Source organism: Pedobacter hiemivivus (assembly GCF_005144565.1).
GTDB classification, from domain to species: domain Bacteria; phylum Bacteroidota; class Bacteroidia; order Sphingobacteriales; family Sphingobacteriaceae; genus Pedobacter; species Pedobacter hiemivivus.
This window is the reverse complement of record NZ_SWDX01000002.1, coordinates 134,818-151,590: the sequence shown is the minus strand read 5'-3', so window position 1 is coordinate 151,590 and position 16,773 is coordinate 134,818. Positions and strand designations below refer to the sequence as shown.

The following is a 16,773-nucleotide window of genomic DNA, read 5'->3' as shown; positions in this document are numbered from 1 at the left end:
CAATAGATACTAACGGAAAATTGAAGGTAATACTCCTTACTCGATCCTAAACCTAAGCAAGGCTTCCCAAAGGATTCACGATTGCGCTGAAGGGCTAAATACAAAAGGGAGGCAGATCAAATGGTCTGCCTCCCTTTTGTATTTTCGTCATCCTGAATTTATTTCAGGATCTCGTACCACTATAAAAAACATGCTTAAGAGTGATCCTGAAATAAATTCAGGATGACGAACGTGTTATGATACGCCAGGTTTCCATTATCAACTAATTGATCAATTAGTTGATAATTCTTTTAACATGTTAACGAACAACTTCCCTGCTACTGGATCAGTGATCCCCTTATCCAACATCATTTCTGATAAGATAACAGTTCCAGTATTTTTGATCTTTACTATTGGAAAGCCTTTAATATCATCCAGTTTTCTGATGCGTTCAGCCACAGTCCCTTCTAAATACCCATGAATTTTAACGAATGATGCTAGTGCTTCTGCACCTTGATCACGGTTAATTTTGTAGGCATTTTTCATAACCAAAGGATTCTCTCTTTTATTGTTATTAAAATACCTGGTATCCATTGGATCAATATCATCAAACACTGTTGATTCAGGGATCTCCATAGAAACGATTTCTCCATTTTCTTGCAAAACATCACGAATCTGTTCTGGGAATAGGGATACAGCCAATTTTCCTGAATTTAACAGTAATAATTTGCCCCCTCCTGCAACAAAAGCCTTAATCTGGCCAATCTCAGTCGCTGAAGTATTTGAAGCGTCCAAGCCGCTTAAAATCAATATAGCCGATTTTTGTTGGATTCCCTCTGTTACTGAATTAAGTTTTTTATAGGTCAAGCCAACATAATCAGCAACCGCTGTAGTTTTATCGCCTTTATCAACAAGTACAATCGTTTTCCCATTTAAAGCATCTGCTGCTAACCATTTTTTATCAGAAAGCAGTAATTCATAATCATTTTCTGAAACAACTTTCCCTTTTTCCAGTAACCTCAAAACCAACTTTGCGTTAACTCTTGAAGTCGGTAAAGTTGCTGGAATATTAATTTTAGGTGTGATCCATTTACGTCCATAATAGGCTACCGGAGCAATAGCTTCTTTACCACTTGCGATCGCTTTACCATCAGCACCTTGTATTGACCACTGCAATTCAGTTTCAGCAAGCTCTGTCCCTTCATCTCTATCATTTACAACGTAAATCCTTGCTGGCAACTGTGTCCCAGCATAAAAATGTCTACCCCAAAGTTCTGCAGAAACAAGTATCGGTTGCAGTGCTTTTTTCATAGCCAGATAACTTGGATGTGGCGTAATTTTATCCGCCAGATAGATATTCTTAAACCAGGTCAATGCGGCAAAATGCAAGATACCAGCCGCCTTTTCGTTTGTTCTGCGAACTGCTTCTGCAGATTCCCTTGTAATGAATGTTTGCGCTTTTAAGAAATATTCAGGGTTGGCAAATTCATAAGCATAGTTGCCGACAAGTGATGCTGGATTTTGATGCACATAGGTATAAAATCGTGTTGGATGTCCAGTTTCACTAGCATAACCTGTAGAAAACTCCTGACTAATTAATGGTCGGCCTTCATTTTTAAAGCTCTTTTGCCATTCGCCATTAAATTCATTAAAGATTGAACCATGGTACCAGTTGATGTACCAGTGGTGATCATCAATATCGCCATCATCAATTTTAGTAAAGAAATCTTTACCAAATTTCTTTTCATTTCGGGTATAATTAGAATCAAAACAAACCGGTCTTGTCGGATCAATCTGGCGGATCCTTTTAACTACATCAGAGATGATTGCCATTTTAAGTTTGGCTTGTTCAAAATCAGGATCATTGTCGTAGAATTTCATCTCGTTATTCACCGTCCAAAACAATAAAGCCGGATGATTTCTATATTTCTTGATTAAATCATAAAACTCATTTTTCCAAAGTTCTATTAATTTGGGATCAGGCATACTACTCTTAATCATCAACCATGGCCAGCCACCTTCGTAGCTTACACCTACCCCATTGTGATCTGACGAGGACAACCACAATTCATTATATGGAGCGGTATGGGTACGGGTAATCATAATGTTTCCATCATGCAATAGTTTATTGAACTGATTGGCAAGGGTCGTATCATTAGGTGCCAGCGACATTGGCGTATGGTTCCCTCCTCTTAGCCAATATTGCTTATCATTTAAATAAAAGAAGTCGCCCTTAGCTTGGAATGTTCTGAATCCTGATACAATCATCTGCCTATCCGACTCTTTACCGGCAGCATTGACTACAAAATTGAAATTATATAGGTTTGGAGCCGCTGGAGTCCACAATAACGGTTTCAAATTGCCCACGCTATATGTGAATGTCTTTTCTTCGCCAGCATTTAAAGAGAGGTCTTTTAAACTTGCCGCATCATATAATTTGGCTTTACTTTTCTCCGAATCAATTGCTGTTGAAATCGAAAACTTTTGTGAACTGCTCGTATTATTTTTTACAGTTACCTCAAAATCAGCTCCCGTTAGTTTTGGCTTGATATAGACATCGGTAATCCTTACCGGCTCCGAAATCACCAAGGCTACAGGCTGCCAGATTCCGGCAGGATCATCATTATAGAAACCATGCGCCAGATCTTTCAACATTTTATTGGTAACTGGAACGGTTACAGCAACGTCAGTCACTTTATCTGCATCTTTAATGTCTTTTACATAATCACGGGATACTTTAACAACAATCAGGTTTTTTCCAGGCTTTAAAAAAGGTGTAGCATTCACTTTAAATTCTCCAAACATCCCAATATGTGGATCTGAAGCTCTTTTTCCATTGATAAATACCTCGCCAATTTTTGATACCGCATCAAAAGTTAATTCCAGATATTTTCCACTAATATTTTCCGGCAGTTCAATCCATTGCCTGTAATAGCCAACATCAGTTTTTTTATAATCAAAGGTGTATCCTTCACAACGTTCAATCTCCTTTTGATAATAATTATCCGCAACGCCTTTACTAGCAGTATTGTATCTTTCTCCATGAAGCCATTCCCTGTTTGGATTCCAGAATTGAGGAACAGTCATCACATGCCAGTTCTTATCGGGTACAGTAGGTAAAATCGCGTCAGTAGCTTTGGACTCATAACCAGGACTAAACAACCAGGCACCATTTAAAGATACTTTTGTTCTGGATTGACCTACTGATTTAAGCTGGATGGCTCGATACGCAGCCCTTTGTTTGATACGCAGCTGATCTTTATCATCTCTTTTTACCTGATATTCCTTTACCGGATTACCAGAGAAATAATCATCGGCCAGTGATTTAATTTTTAAATCATCGAATTCTGTATTGATCCAGCTGCCACCAAACACTACTTTACCTTTCGGAGAAATCAGCGCATTTGGATCTTGAACATCAATCCAAGGCAGGGTTTCATTATTCAAAAAAACTTTGATGCGGTTGCCCACAATCTGAACTTTTATATCGTACCATTTACCCGGAGTTAATGGAAAATCAAGATGCCTTAGGGCAAGATGATCATCTGCGCCCATATAGCCTAATCTGGCCAGATATAAGTCGTTTTGAATACCGCCTCTCAGGCCAAGAATATACCGATCGTTTCTGCTGGAAGCCCTAAATCCTGACCAAATTTGAACCTCTTTTTCATTTTCTGGTGTACGAGCTTTAAAACTAAATTCGTAATGAGCCATATCTGCATCGCCAAACATTGCATAGGCATCTTTACTTTTTAAAACTCCATTTTCTGTTTTAAGTAATCCTTTACCGATTTTATCCAGCTTATTTTTAGGATTATCAAACTTTTCTGTTAAATCAATCTTTGATTGCGCGAACAGATTTACAGTAAAAAAAAGCAACATTAAAGGAACGGCTCGAAACAGGTATATTTTTTTTATCGTCATTGTGTGTTATAATTGGTATAAAAAGTAAAACAGCCTTAGTGTTTAACTTTATAAAACTTATAGGCAAAAAGGAAGATCACGACATAACAAATGATCGGGGCATAATAGGCATTCGCGATTCCAGCTCTGTCGGCTATAGCTCCCATAATAAAAGGGAAAAATGCGCCACCAACAACGCCCATTGACAAGTATGAAGCGGCTTGCTGGGTACGTGCGCCAAGGTTTTTAAGGCCTAAACTAAATATAGTAGGGAACATGATGCTAAAGAAGAAATTGATCATCAATAAAGCAACGAAAGACATTACACCAAAGCTTTGAGCAACGATGATACACATCACAATGTTTCCTAAAGCAAATATTGCCAGGAGCTTATTTGGAGCAATTACACGCATTAAAAACGTGCCTATAAAACGTCCCGCCAGCATCATCCCCATAAACAAAACCATATAATTCCCAGCTTCGGAATCGCTAAAGCCCATTTTTTCGTGACCATAATTAATAAAGAAGGCCCATGTTCCTGCCTGTGCAGCCACATTAAAGAACTGCGCTGCAACAGCCCACACAAAATGTTTGTGATCAAATAGCTTTTTATCTGGTGCAAAATCTATATTCTCGGCATCCAGAGATGAAACCGCATGCGGATCTGTAGTTTCCGGGACTTTAACAAAAGAAAACGATATGGAAACCAACAAAATAACTAAGCCAATTACCGCATATAGTATTTTAACGGAAGTAAGGTCTGTACTACCTTCTACATTATTGCTCAATAAAAAGTAGCTACCAATTGCTGGACCTAACATGGCACCAACTGCGTTAAAAGACTGTGCAAAGTTGATGCGTTGATCACTAGTGCGCTGATCTCCGAGTGAAGCAACAAATGGGTGTGCAACAGTTTCTAGCGTAGATAAGCCACAACCCACAATAAACAGGGCAATGCCGAAAAAAGCGAAGGAGGAAATATTGGCAGCAGGTACAAAAAGAAATGCCCCTATCGCAAAAAGCGATAAGCCTAGTAATACCCCTTTTTTATAGCCAAAGCGTTTCATAAACAAACCCGCAGGTATACCCATCACAGCATAAGCACCAAAAACAGCAAACTGTACAAAGGCTGACTGTGATTTGGAAAGACTCATGGTATGTTGAAAATGTTTGTTCAATACATCAGCCATAGTAATGGCAATGCCCCAGAACATAAAAAGTGAAGTGACAAAGACAAGCGTGAGCAGGAATTTTTTGTCAGTAAATGCGACTTTAGTTGTTGATTCGTTCATATTACTTGGTTTGGTTTTTTAATGATTAAGTTTAGATGGCCTGAAATGTGTATAGCTGACCGACCTTTGTATCGAAGTCAAAAAGAAAGGTTGGTTCGATCTCCACTGCGTTTAGTTTAGCTTTGGCTGAAATGATAGGAACCGGGGTCTTATCAACCTGATAAAATTCATTTGAATTTGAACCTTTAGCAGGTTTTAGTATTGATCCCTTTATGCCTTTCAACTTATTGGGTACACGTAACCGACAGTTACCGCCTTTTAATGACTTGATCACCAATTGCTTCAACTTCCCGTTTTCCCATTGCAGATTCACTACCTCAAAGCCGCCTCTTGCCTTTAAACCTTTAATACTCCCATTCTTCCATACATCGGGTAAGGCCGGTAGCAGATGTATGGCACCGTCATAGCTTTGAAGTAGCATTTCTGCTATTCCGGAAGTACATCCAAAGTTTCCATCAATTTGAAATGGAGGATGGGCATCAAATAAGTTCGGATAGGTACCCCCACCTTCGGCTTTTTCACGGACTGGAGACAACTGATCGGTCAGCAGTTTATACGCGTGATTCCCATCCAGAAACCTTGCCCAAAGGTTTACTTTCCAACCCATAGACCAACCTGTAGATAAATCCCCACGTTGAATAAGTGAAGTTCTTGCCGCATCAAACAATTCCGGAGTACGATAAGCGGATATCTGACCTGCAGGATATAAGCCAAACAAATGTGATACATGCCTGTGCTTATCCCTTGGATTGTCCAAATCCTGCAACCATTCCTGCAGCTGCCCGTATTGGCCAATTTGCATTGGAGGTAGCCGTTTTCTTAAACCTTTAAGCTTTTCAGCAAACTCCTTGTCCTTTGATAGCAATTCTGAAGCCCTGATTACATTTGAAAAAAGCTCATATAAAATCTGATTATCCATGGTAACCCCGGCTGCTATTGATTTCCCTTTTGCTATAGCGGGTGCATTTTCAGGTGATATGGAAGGCGAAACTACCAACCATTTATTTACAGGCTCTTCTATTAAAAAATCTGCGTAGAATTCTGCTGATCCCTTCATGGCATCATAAACAGATCTCAGGTATTTTTGATCACCATTATATAGAAAACGGTCCCACAAGTGCCGGCTTAACCAAGCTCCCCCCATAGGCCACATTCCCGAATAAACACCATCTACAGGCCCTGTTATACGCCATAAATCTGTATTGTGATGGGCCACCCAACCTTTTGCGCCATACATAACCCTCGCAGTTTCTTTACCAGTCACAGAAAGGTCCTTCACCATTTCGATCAGAGGTTCATGTGTTTCCGATAAATTGGTTACCTCTGCTGGCCAGTAATTCATTTCCGTATTGATGTTAATGGTATACTTACTACCCCATGGCGGATCCATTTTATCATTCCAAATTCCCTGAAGATTAGCAGGCTGGCCGCCTGGCTGTGAGGAAGAAATTAAAAGATATCTCCCGAACTGAAAATAAAGCGCGGCAAGTTGTGGATCATTCCCCTTTGCAAAGTCAATTATTCTTTGATCCGTAGGATTTTTTATAGCTTCTGTTTTACCCAGATCGATCTTTACCCGGTGGAACAGTTTCTGATAAGCAGTAATATGATTTTTCAGCAAAACTGCATATGATTTTTTTAATGCTGGAGCAAGATTTCCCTCAGCTCGTTCAACTTCATTCCCACTGATATCTTTATAGCTGTTATAATTGGTTCCTATAGAAAGATAAAGGGTAACAGCATTCGCGTTTTCAACAGCGATAGTCGAATTTGTTGCAGAAATATTGCCGCCCTCCGCTTTAAAACGGATCTGTGACTGAAACTTAACCGCACCTTTTATTCCGTCCTTATCTCCAGATATCCCCGACAAAAGCAATTCATTATTACCTTTTGTGGAAATGGTTGATTTTTGAGGACTTGAAAACGATGCATTAAAAGTAATTTTTGACGGCTGATCAGCGGTAATCCTGACCACAATTACATGGTCTGATAAGGAAGCAAATACTTCTCGTATAAATGTAACCCCGTTAACCATATACGTTGTCTTCGTCACCGCATTATCGATGTCCAGTTCCCGGTAATAATGAGTATAATTCTCATGACCATTAAAGTCCAGGTGAAGGTCGCCCACAGGCTGATACTTCATCCCGTTGATCTTCTCTGGTTTAATCTTGGCCGTTGCCAAATCACTAGCTTCGGCATATTTGGCTTCAAATATCAAGCGTCTGACCTCTGTTAAAGCCGATAAGGCATTTGGATTATCATTGCGGTTGGGACCGCCAGACCATACGGTACATTCATTGAGTTTGATCAGTTCATTTGCCGGATTACCATAAACCATACCAGCGATCCTTCCATTACCAATTGGCAATGCCGCTTCCCAGATCTTTTCAGCAGGTTTATTATACCACAACTTCATTTCTTGCTGTTGGGCATACAATGAGCCACTTATAAAAAATAGGGCTAACAGAATATTTTTTTTCATTCTATTTATTTTTTGGCGCTGGAATATTAAGCTGAAACGGAATTTCTTTCCTCAGCATTTTACCTGCGTAGCCAGTCAGGTATAAATAATAATCCGAAGGGATGTCCACTTCCGGTTTTACAAACTCGATAGCTCCAACGGGTGGATTTTTACTGATTTTAAAAATAGCCGTTCCTTCATCAACCTCATCAAACATAGCTACATAGATCATCTCTGCACCTTTTTGGATAGCACCAGATAACTGCTTCCAAAAAAATTGTCCCTTATTTCTCGGAATCTGATCCAATGGAGATTCTGGCCTCATGTTATGCCAGCTAAAGCCCGGATAAACAACTGGAACATAGTCTACTTTCTCCTGTTTACACCAGGCTATATCAGCACTAATCCTATCCATCATCTTCGGTATCCTCGATTCTATAAACCGACCAACAAACCATGGATGTATAATGTCTACCTTCTTAAATGTTTCCAGCAATTGCGGGTCAGATTCTGTATCTCCCGCAAGCTCGCGCCATTGCGTAGGAACACCCAACAATATAGCACAGCCACCGTAAACTGGATCATTTTGAAGGAAATCTATAATCGCACGTACGTTTTTAAGGTTATATTTTCTGTTATCATTAAAACCAACACCCCAAAGTGCTACCAATGGTTTCTTGTTGTGGTATAGATAACTCTGGTTATTACCACGATTGGTTAACTTCATACTGTCAACCAGATTTTTAAAATCACGAATAACAAGCTGCTCATCGCCATCATGCATACCAGAAAAATCGTACATCACAGCAATTGCTCTTTTATACTTTTCAGCTGCGTTGAGTGCAGCTGAAAGCACTTTATTATTATGATTGGTGCCCGTTTTGGATTTGAGGTTTGCTACAAAACGTTGAATAAACGCCCCGTCAATTCCATATTGTTGCATCCATTTAAAATGAAGCTTTACTGTTGAATCATCATAAGAACTAAACAGGTAAGCATTGTCTCCATTTGCCAGCTTAAAAGGTGTTTTATAGGTTTTCTCATATTCTGATACTTCCGGCCATATTTCCACGCCAATTTTTTCTTTATCGATATTTCCATAATGGTTCCATCCACGATTGGCGCCATCCTCTTTCGCATTAAACCAACCTTGGTAGCCGGTCATCACCAAACCTTTGTAACTAGGGAATCTGGATTGTTTAGCATGCTTATTTTGAGCATGGCCAATAAAAACCATGCTACAGCAAATCAACAGTACATATATTTTTCTTCTCATGATTTCTTACTTCGACACTTTTAAATCCTGCCCAGTTCCCCATGTTTTATTCGGCATTGGTCCCATCTCCAGTTCCAGCTTACCGCCAGCAACCAATTGCTGGTGTGTAAACCAGGGCGTGTCTAGTACCTTACCATCAAACTTCGCACTTTGAATATATTTATTTTGAACCGAACTTTTGTTCGCTATAACCTGGAAGGTCTTACCATTTGGCAAATCAATAGTTACCTTTTCAAAAACCGGGCTACCAATTGTATACACAGGTACACCTGGGGTAACAGGATAAAATCCCATTGACGAGAAAACAACAAATGCAGTCATACCACCGCCATCTTCGTCTCCCGGAATACCGAATACATTATCCTTAAACCAGGTATCCAACAGAAAGCGAATCCGTTTTTGCGTTTTCCATGGAGACGACGTATAATTATACAGGTAAGGAATATGAAAGCTTGGCTCATTTCCCATAGAAAACTGCCCAACTAAACCTGTTGCATCCGGGAAGGTGCCCTGAAACTCATATTGACTTCTGCCTAAAGGCTCGCGGAAAAGCTGATCCAATCTGTTTTCAAAAGCCTTTGCTCCGCCCATCAGGTTCATCAAGCCACTAACATCATGTTGTACCTGCCACATATATGTCCAACCGTTGTTTTCATCATAGTAATCTCTGCCACCCATCCCGCCATCAAACTTCGGATCAATTTTAATCCAGTTACCTTTACTGTCTTTCGGCATAAATAATTTAGCGTCATTGCTCCATAAATTCTTGTAGTTAGCTCCTCTCAGGTTGAATTTTTTGTAATCCTCCTCTTTGCCCATATCCTTAGCCAATTGTCCCAGTGCCCAATCGTCATAACTATGCCCCAATGTTACCGCTACAGCCTGACGTTTTTCAAATTTATCTACTGTTGAAACATATTCCTTTTCACCTTTATGTAGCGCAGGAAAAAATCCTTTGCTGTAGTAAATATCATCAAGCTCTGTTTTAGGGCCATTTCTCCATGGAAGCATGGTAGCCTCATTGGCATTCTTTACCAAGCCTTCGTACGCTTTGGCCAAATCGAAATTCTTGAGTCCTTTTCTGTGTCCATCTAAAAAACTCAGGGTAGAGTGAAAACCATTCATACAAGCATGATCACCGAATAATACCGGGAAAGTCGGTATCCAGCCACTTTGCTCATACATCTTCACATAAGATTGTAGCATATCTTCTTCCTGCGCAGGATTAAGAATTACCCTTAGCGGATGATGCGCCAGGTAAGTATCCCATGCCCAATCGTCCACATAAAAAGGACGGTTAGTTTTGTGTATTTTATTGTCAAAACCACTAAAGTACTGCCCATCCTCAGTAATATCCACCATACGTTCGTAGCAACGATATAAAGCGGTATAGAATGAGCGTCTCTGCGCTTCCGTAGCTCCGGTTGTTTTGATTTGGTTGATTACTTTTGCCCATGCAGCTTCAGCAATTGCCAGCTGCTGATCAAAACTTGTGCTTTTCAATTCATTCTGATAGTTCTTTTTAGCTTGTTCTGCACTAACATAAGATATGGCATATTTGAATTCAACATTTCCTGTAGTATTCTCTGGAAAACGAATCCATGCCCTGGTATCCTTGCCAGTAACTTTACGAACTGGTGAGAGCTTATTATCCTGAACTGTTCCTACAACAGCGCCCTCACTAAAAACACCATACAAGTAAACCTTGATATCGCCATGGTAAACCTCAACACCAGTTATTTCAGTGGCAGAAATAAAATTAAACTCATTCAAACCATCATTGTAGTTATCCAGGAGTAATGCTTTGTTCCCTTTAGCAGGAAATTGAAATTTATAATAACCTGTTTTTTTACCCGGTGCATAGGAAACTTTAACCTCGTCATCAATAAGGTAAGTACTATAATACCATGGACGGGTAACTTCCAGGTCATGATCGTAGGTCATTTTTCCTTTCCAGCTGGAGGATTCCAAATTTTGCGTGGAAGGTTTCAATGAAAAAACTTCTCCAAGGCGATGTGAAACCACATTTAATGGAAAGCTTGAAATCTGATCATCCATATAGTCCTTTCTCTGTGGAAACATCCTGATCATTTGATTAGGTAGTTGCACAGTTGGCCGGGTTGGCTGCAACAAGTGTCCAACATTACCGATTTGGGGATCTACATATTTTAAATTTCCTGAGCCTGCGTATGTTTCTTCCTGAGCATTTACACATCCGTTGATCACGAATAGCAGCCCCAGGACTAATGATTTTCTGGCATTCAATTGAAAAATATTTTTTAACATTTTTAAGGCTTAAAGGTTAATGAGTCGGTTTTTTTATTTAATACATGCCCATTTGACCCCTAAAAAGAGGCCATCAGTGCATAGCGATATGTATATTTATTTTACTTTGTCGTGTTTTGCAATTCTTGAATGGTCCAATTTTTATCCCTGCCCTTATGATTGTCTCTGACTTTCTTTACATCTGCAGGTCTTACGATAGAAGCTTTATTACCCATATCATTTCTGATGTAACTAATTACAGCAGCGATATATTCATCGTCGTTACTTCCCAATGCTGGCATGGCATCTGCGTAGGTTTTACCATCAACAGGGCCGGATAATCCATGAAGAAGAATTTTGATCAGCTTTTCAGGATCGCCATTCACATCTTTTACGCCCGCCAAAGGTGGTGCCGGCATACTGCTTCCGCCAATGCTTACTCCTTTTCCGTCGGCTCCATGACAAATGGCGCACAGCTGTTTAAAAATGGTTGCCCCCTTAAGTAAAACCTTTTGATCTTCTTCTGTAAGCGCTGCAGCTTTCTTGGCAGCCAAGTCACGTGCATTGTTTTTATTCTGGAAGTTTTTTTGTGATTCGACCAATAGCTTATCATTAGGAAACTTCTGCATCATATACTGTATAATACCTTGCGTGCTATCTGACTTGTTAAATCGCATCGTCAATGCCAATTGAAAACGCACATCGGCACTAGGATCATTTTTAAGTAAATCCAATGCCTTAATGATTTGTTCATCGCCTTTTTTAACGGATTCGTCAGCGATCCATACCGCAGTTTTACGAACTTCTGCATCTTCATCACGCAGTGCTTGCATCAATGTTTCATTGTCTAAGGATTTTAGTCCTTTCATTGTCCACAAAGCATGTATACGGCCAAGTTGGCTTGTTCCTTTGTTCAATGCCATTGCTTTCAATGCAGGAACAACGGATTTATCAGCACGAACTACAATCAGTTTTTGTGCATTATCTCGCCACCAGCCATTGGTATGCGCCAGATAAGGAACTAATTTATCTGTAGTCATATCTAGCATCTTTGGTAGATTTTTATCCGGTTTTATGCCGTCATATACCACGCGATAAATCCTTCCACGACCAATATTCTTATCAAACTTCTTTTCATCAATTTGTTTACGCAGGTAAGTTCCTTTTTTTGTCCAATTGCCTTCCTGGATAATTCCACGGTACATATCAACAATATACAAACAGCCATCCGGACCGGTTACACTGTTTACAGGTCTAAAATTCATGTCTGTAGACGCTATAAACTCTTCTTTATTATAAGCGTTTTTCAAAGTTATTTTACCGTTTGTATTGATCACTTTCGCACGTCTGATCAAACGCCCTACTGGTTCACATATAAAAAGATCCCCCTGAACATCAGCCGGCAATGCTGTACCTCTAAATACCGATTGACCTGTACACGCTGTAAACTGATTTAGCGTGCTGTCGGGCCTTAATCTATTTAAACCACCCTGAACATCCGGAGTGGAAATAATTGGCCACACGGCTTTAAATTCGTTATCATATTGATCATTAAAATCAAACCTGCCATACGAAGGATTTTGTTGGAAGTTAAGTGCAGGTGTCTCTGCTCCTGCTGCAGAAAAAAACAATCTTCCGTAATTGTCACTGGTTAAACCCCATTGGCCTCCCGGGCCTTCATGTAAGTACTCTGCTTTAAGCATACCATCTTCATAGTAATAGCGCTTATTTTCGACAGTCACATATATTTTATTGTCCAGGTTCCAGATCAAGCCACTTTTTTGGTGCTCTAAATTGCTGGTACTGATGTCATCATTTCTGAAAACTAATTTCTTTTCATCAGCTTTACCATCACCATTGGTATCCCGGTAACTATAAATATTATTGGAATTGGTCTCATTCACTAAAATTCTATCATCCAGCGCCAGAATCATCCTTGGCAAAAGCAAATTATCTATAAAGACAACCGACTTATCCATTTTCCCATCTCCGTTGGTGTCTTCCAGCCGCTTAACTCTACTCACAGCCTTCATTTCACCTGTACCCTCTGCGTCTTGCATATAGGTATTCATCTCAGCCACGTACATTCTACCATTCGCGTCCCATGTAATTGCCACTGGTTCATGAATCATAGGTTCGCTTGCCACCAATTCCAAATGATATCCTTTTGGTAGATGTATGGTTTTCAAACTCTCCTGAGGAGATAAATAAGCTGGTGATGGGTTATTAATCACAATAATATTTCCATTGGCATCACGTTGTACGATTTGCCTGGATATTTTACAAGTATAAATAAGCATCGACAGTGCCAGCATGCTCAATACAAGTTTCTTACGCTGCTTCATATTTTATTGCATTCGTTTATTTTAATATTGAGGTTACTTAAGTGAGAGTATATATTTAACCATCTTTTTTGCGTCAAGCTGCGACAACGCTGAATGTGCAGACATAGGTACCTGTCCCCAGACACCAGTACCACCACTTATAATTTTATAAGCTAATGAAGTGTAATTATCTTCTGTTGCCGGGTACTTTTTTGCGACTTGTAGAAAACCCGGTCCCACTAGCTTAACATCCGTCTTGTGGCAAGCCACACAATCAGACTTTTGGATTAGAGCTTTTCCAGCTAGAATATCGGCTGCCGATGCAACAGTAGAAATGGATTTCTTAACAGGAATATTCTTTTTTTTTGCTGTCTGTGCAAAACTGCTGTTTGCCAGGACTAAAATTGTAAATGCTGTGGACAACAAACTCCACTTCTGTTTTTTCATGCTTAATAGTTTTATTTGGTCAGGCCTCGGTTTGTGTATGATTAATACATTAACATATGTATTTAATTTATACCAAGATTACGTCCAGCCTATTAATTATTACATAATAAATCATTAACAAAAGGCTTAATTCAACTTTTTATCTTAAAAAAAACAATATTTATAGCGAAACAGGGCATAAGAATTAATTCCCTTGCAGCATTAAGAGAAATTTAGAGAATGGGGATACCTAAGATTTAATCCGACAGGATATCGTTAAAGCTTTTATCAAAGTCATCACCATATAAAAGCTTGTATTCCTTACAAAAGCTCTCGTAGGTGTTTTTAGATTGAGAATGCTTACCCAGGTGCGCCAGTGCCTTACACTTTATAACCATCGCCTCTTCATTGATCGAGTCGAAATAAAAGATATAGTTGGCCAATTCAATCAGCAGCTCCGGGTCGTCTGCAATGACAATAGAATGGGCAAAATGTAGATACGTATCGATAATCTCATTAGAGATCTCGGCTTTGAATGGATCCATCCATTCATAGCTTGTATTGGGCAAAAACGGACCACGTTTGATTATTTTTGCCAGTTCGGAAATCTTCTCTTTATTCAGTTTCTTTTTGTCTTTTATGATTTCAAAATACTGTTGATAATCCACATAGACACTTTCGAAATCACAAATAATTTTCCAGTAGCCCGTCTCTTTAGAAACCGTGCAATGTTCTATCTTCTCTAAAATGCTCTTCAGCTTTGCGATGTTAACAGATCTGTTATTCCTGGCGCTTTCGTCTGATTTATCAAACCACAACAATTCTTTTAATTTTTCGGAACTAATGCCACGTTCCCATCTGATGGTATACAATAGAATAACCAGGAAAAGTTCTTTAATCAATGGAGTAAATTGCTTGGTAATCTCCTGCCCTTGTTTGTCAAACACCTGCATATCGCCAAACAGAAAAATGGAAGACTTGCATTCTTCTACCACTTTTTTCTCAGAAAGGGGTTTAACAGGATCGGAAACAACAGCAGCAGAGTTTGCGGAAATGACCGAAATAGGATCAGCATTATGGATTACAGGTGTAATCACGACAGCGGCACGTTTCTTTCTCCTGACATAAATAAACCATCCAATTCCAACCGCAGCAAGCAGCGTTAAAATAACAATAAAAACATTTTTTGTGGATCCAGACAGCAGCTTTACATCCGCATTAATTGGAGGACTGTATAAAGAATAAATCTGAACATGTGTACGGTCACCCTCGTCTCTGAACAAAGTAACAGCAATAAACCTTTTACTTTCAGCACAATAGAAAAGATCAGCGAACGAATTAATATCATGAAAAAGATAAGGTATCAGGCTGCCAACACGTTTATACTCCGGTTTTAACAATGATCCCTGTATCAGCTGTAAATGCGACTTGAATTTATGCTTAGGAAAGACTAAGGCATAATAAGTGTTCGATTTCTCATTAATGATTAAAGAATTTCCGAAGACAAAATGCTCTCCTTCCACCTTCAGTTCATAGATTTTCTTTATCGTTTTCTTCTTAACATCAAAATAAAGCAAGTCATATAAATTTCTAGGATTTAAGATCTGCTCACCGCTAGAGCTGCCGAACCCTCCAAAAATATAGGCACCTGTTTTGGTATTACCTGATGCTGCTAAATATCTGGGCGTAAACCGATCACCGATAACCTTTACATCTTGCCAGGTACCGGAAGGCAAATGATATCTTTGGATTTGGTTCTTGTAGATAAAATGTCCATATCCCCCAATCAGATACAGAGATGAATCTGTTTCGGAGTAAAATTTATTGAATTGCCAGAAATCCGTAATTGGGGTATTAGGAATATAATTCTTACTCCACTTTTTACTAAGCGTATCAAATGTACTTACCAATTTCTGGTCGACGTAAACGTTTAGTAAGCGCTTGTTTTTATCGTCATATAAAGATTGGTTACCCCGTAAAAGATTTTGATTTCCGGATGAATAGTTAATGGGGTCTAATTTCCCTGATTTTATATCATATTTATATAAAGAATCTATTCCAATTATATTTAAAACCTCTTTTTTTGCATCAAAAGCGACACTTGCGGCACCTTTAATTGATAGCGTTTGTAGCAATTGCCATTCATGGTGAAGCTTCTTTATCCATAAAGGATTAACTACCGAAGCATCTTTATTACCCATCTCCTCTCTCACCATTATCCCCTGATATTCGTTTAAAGGCCATGCATATTTTACATCTCCGCCTTCAGAAATCTTAACATTTTTGATTTTCATAGGCGGAACATCCGTAGTTTTAAATCCCAGGTATTCGTTGGCCCCAAATAGAATTTTAAAACAATCCCCCTTTTTAAGGGCTAAACTGGTTTGAGAGGAGAACTGCCCACAGGTTAAATGAAGCAATTGGTGCTCATAATCGAACTTAAATTTAATTGTATTCCAGGAGCTGAATAAAACATCCCGAGGGATGTTAAACGCAATTTTGGAAAATTTATCTCCTATAATGAGCCTAAAGTGATTTTTTTGTTTAGAATTTTTGTCGTAGATCAGATCAATATTCTCGTTGTTATTATCAACAAAGCGAAGAATATAACCGAAGTAATCTGCTTTAGCCGGCATGAAGCTGAAATCAAAAGCAATTTCAAAGCTTGAATTAAAACAAAGTGTTTTTCCAGGACTTAAATCCAAACCTGTGCGCTGATCCTGAACAACTTCATGGCTATAGAAGCCCAGGCCGTATGATTGCGAAAAACCTTTATTACAGCAAAGCGTAAAAAAAACAGAGAGAATCGAGAATAGATATTTGGCTTTCATAATCGGGAATACG

The 16,773-nt window shown here is 39.2% G+C and carries 8 protein-coding genes; all 8 read right to left on the bottom strand.

Annotated elements, in window-relative coordinates; translation table 11 throughout:
- Positions 1–270: 270 nt before the first annotated feature.
- Positions 271–3,903 carry a glycoside hydrolase family 2 TIM barrel-domain containing protein gene (locus FBD94_RS04510; RefSeq protein WP_205945837.1) on the bottom strand — a complete coding sequence of 1,211 codons (3,633 nt, stop codon included), beginning with the start codon at positions 3,901–3,903 and terminating at the stop codon, positions 271–273.
- A gap of 35 nt (positions 3,904–3,938) precedes the next feature.
- Entirely contained in the window at positions 3,939–5,174 is a 1,236-nt protein-coding gene (gene fucP, locus FBD94_RS04505; protein WP_131606933.1) for an L-fucose:H+ symporter permease, read from the bottom strand.
- A 31-nt stretch (positions 5,175–5,205) separates the two neighbouring features.
- Positions 5,206–7,659, bottom strand: coding sequence for a glycoside hydrolase family 95 protein (locus FBD94_RS04500; RefSeq protein ID WP_136879278.1), 2,454 nt, complete (start codon positions 7,657–7,659; stop codon positions 5,206–5,208).
- Position 7,660: 1 nt separating this feature from the next.
- Positions 7,661–8,914: a glycoside hydrolase family 71/99-like protein gene (locus FBD94_RS04495; protein WP_136879277.1), complete on the bottom strand. Its 1,254-nt coding sequence runs from the start codon at positions 8,912–8,914 to the stop codon at positions 7,661–7,663.
- Between the two features lie 6 nt (positions 8,915–8,920).
- Positions 8,921–11,200 (bottom strand): GH92 family glycosyl hydrolase, encoded by a 2,280-nt coding sequence (locus tag FBD94_RS04490; RefSeq protein ID WP_136879276.1) that lies wholly within the window; start codon positions 11,198–11,200, stop codon positions 8,921–8,923.
- Positions 11,201–11,301: 101 nt separating this feature from the next.
- Positions 11,302–13,524, bottom strand: coding sequence for a DUF7133 domain-containing protein (locus FBD94_RS04485; RefSeq protein ID WP_136879275.1), 2,223 nt, complete (start codon positions 13,522–13,524; stop codon positions 11,302–11,304).
- Between the two features lie 33 nt (positions 13,525–13,557).
- Positions 13,558–13,950, bottom strand: coding sequence for a c-type cytochrome (locus tag FBD94_RS04480; RefSeq protein WP_131606941.1), 393 nt, complete (start codon positions 13,948–13,950; stop codon positions 13,558–13,560).
- A 236-nt stretch (positions 13,951–14,186) separates the two neighbouring features.
- The gene (locus tag FBD94_RS04475) at positions 14,187–16,760 is read right to left on the bottom strand and encodes a galactose oxidase (protein WP_136879274.1); all 2,574 of its coding nucleotides are present in this window, start codon (positions 16,758–16,760) and stop codon (positions 14,187–14,189) included.
- Positions 16,761–16,773: the final 13 nt, after the last annotated feature.

Coding starts and splice junctions, on each gene's coding strand:
- FBD94_RS04480 (WP_131606941.1), bottom strand. CDS start 13,950: ATGAAAAAACAGAAGTGGAGTTTGTTGTCCACAGCATTTACAATTTTA.
- FBD94_RS04500 (WP_136879278.1), bottom strand. CDS start 7,659: ATGAAAAAAAATATTCTGTTAGCCCTATTTTTTATAAGTGGCTCATTG.
- FBD94_RS04490 (WP_136879276.1), bottom strand. CDS start 11,200: ATGTTAAAAAATATTTTTCAATTGAATGCCAGAAAATCATTAGTCCTG.
- FBD94_RS04495 (WP_136879277.1), bottom strand. CDS start 8,914: ATGAGAAGAAAAATATATGTACTGTTGATTTGCTGTAGCATGGTTTTT.
- FBD94_RS04475 (WP_136879274.1), bottom strand. CDS start 16,760: ATGAAAGCCAAATATCTATTCTCGATTCTCTCTGTTTTTTTTACGCTT.
- FBD94_RS04510 (WP_205945837.1), bottom strand. CDS start 3,903: ATGACGATAAAAAAAATATACCTGTTTCGAGCCGTTCCTTTAATGTTG.
- fucP (WP_131606933.1), bottom strand. CDS start 5,174: ATGAACGAATCAACAACTAAAGTCGCATTTACTGACAAAAAATTCCTG.
- FBD94_RS04485 (WP_136879275.1), bottom strand. CDS start 13,524: ATGAAGCAGCGTAAGAAACTTGTATTGAGCATGCTGGCACTGTCGATG.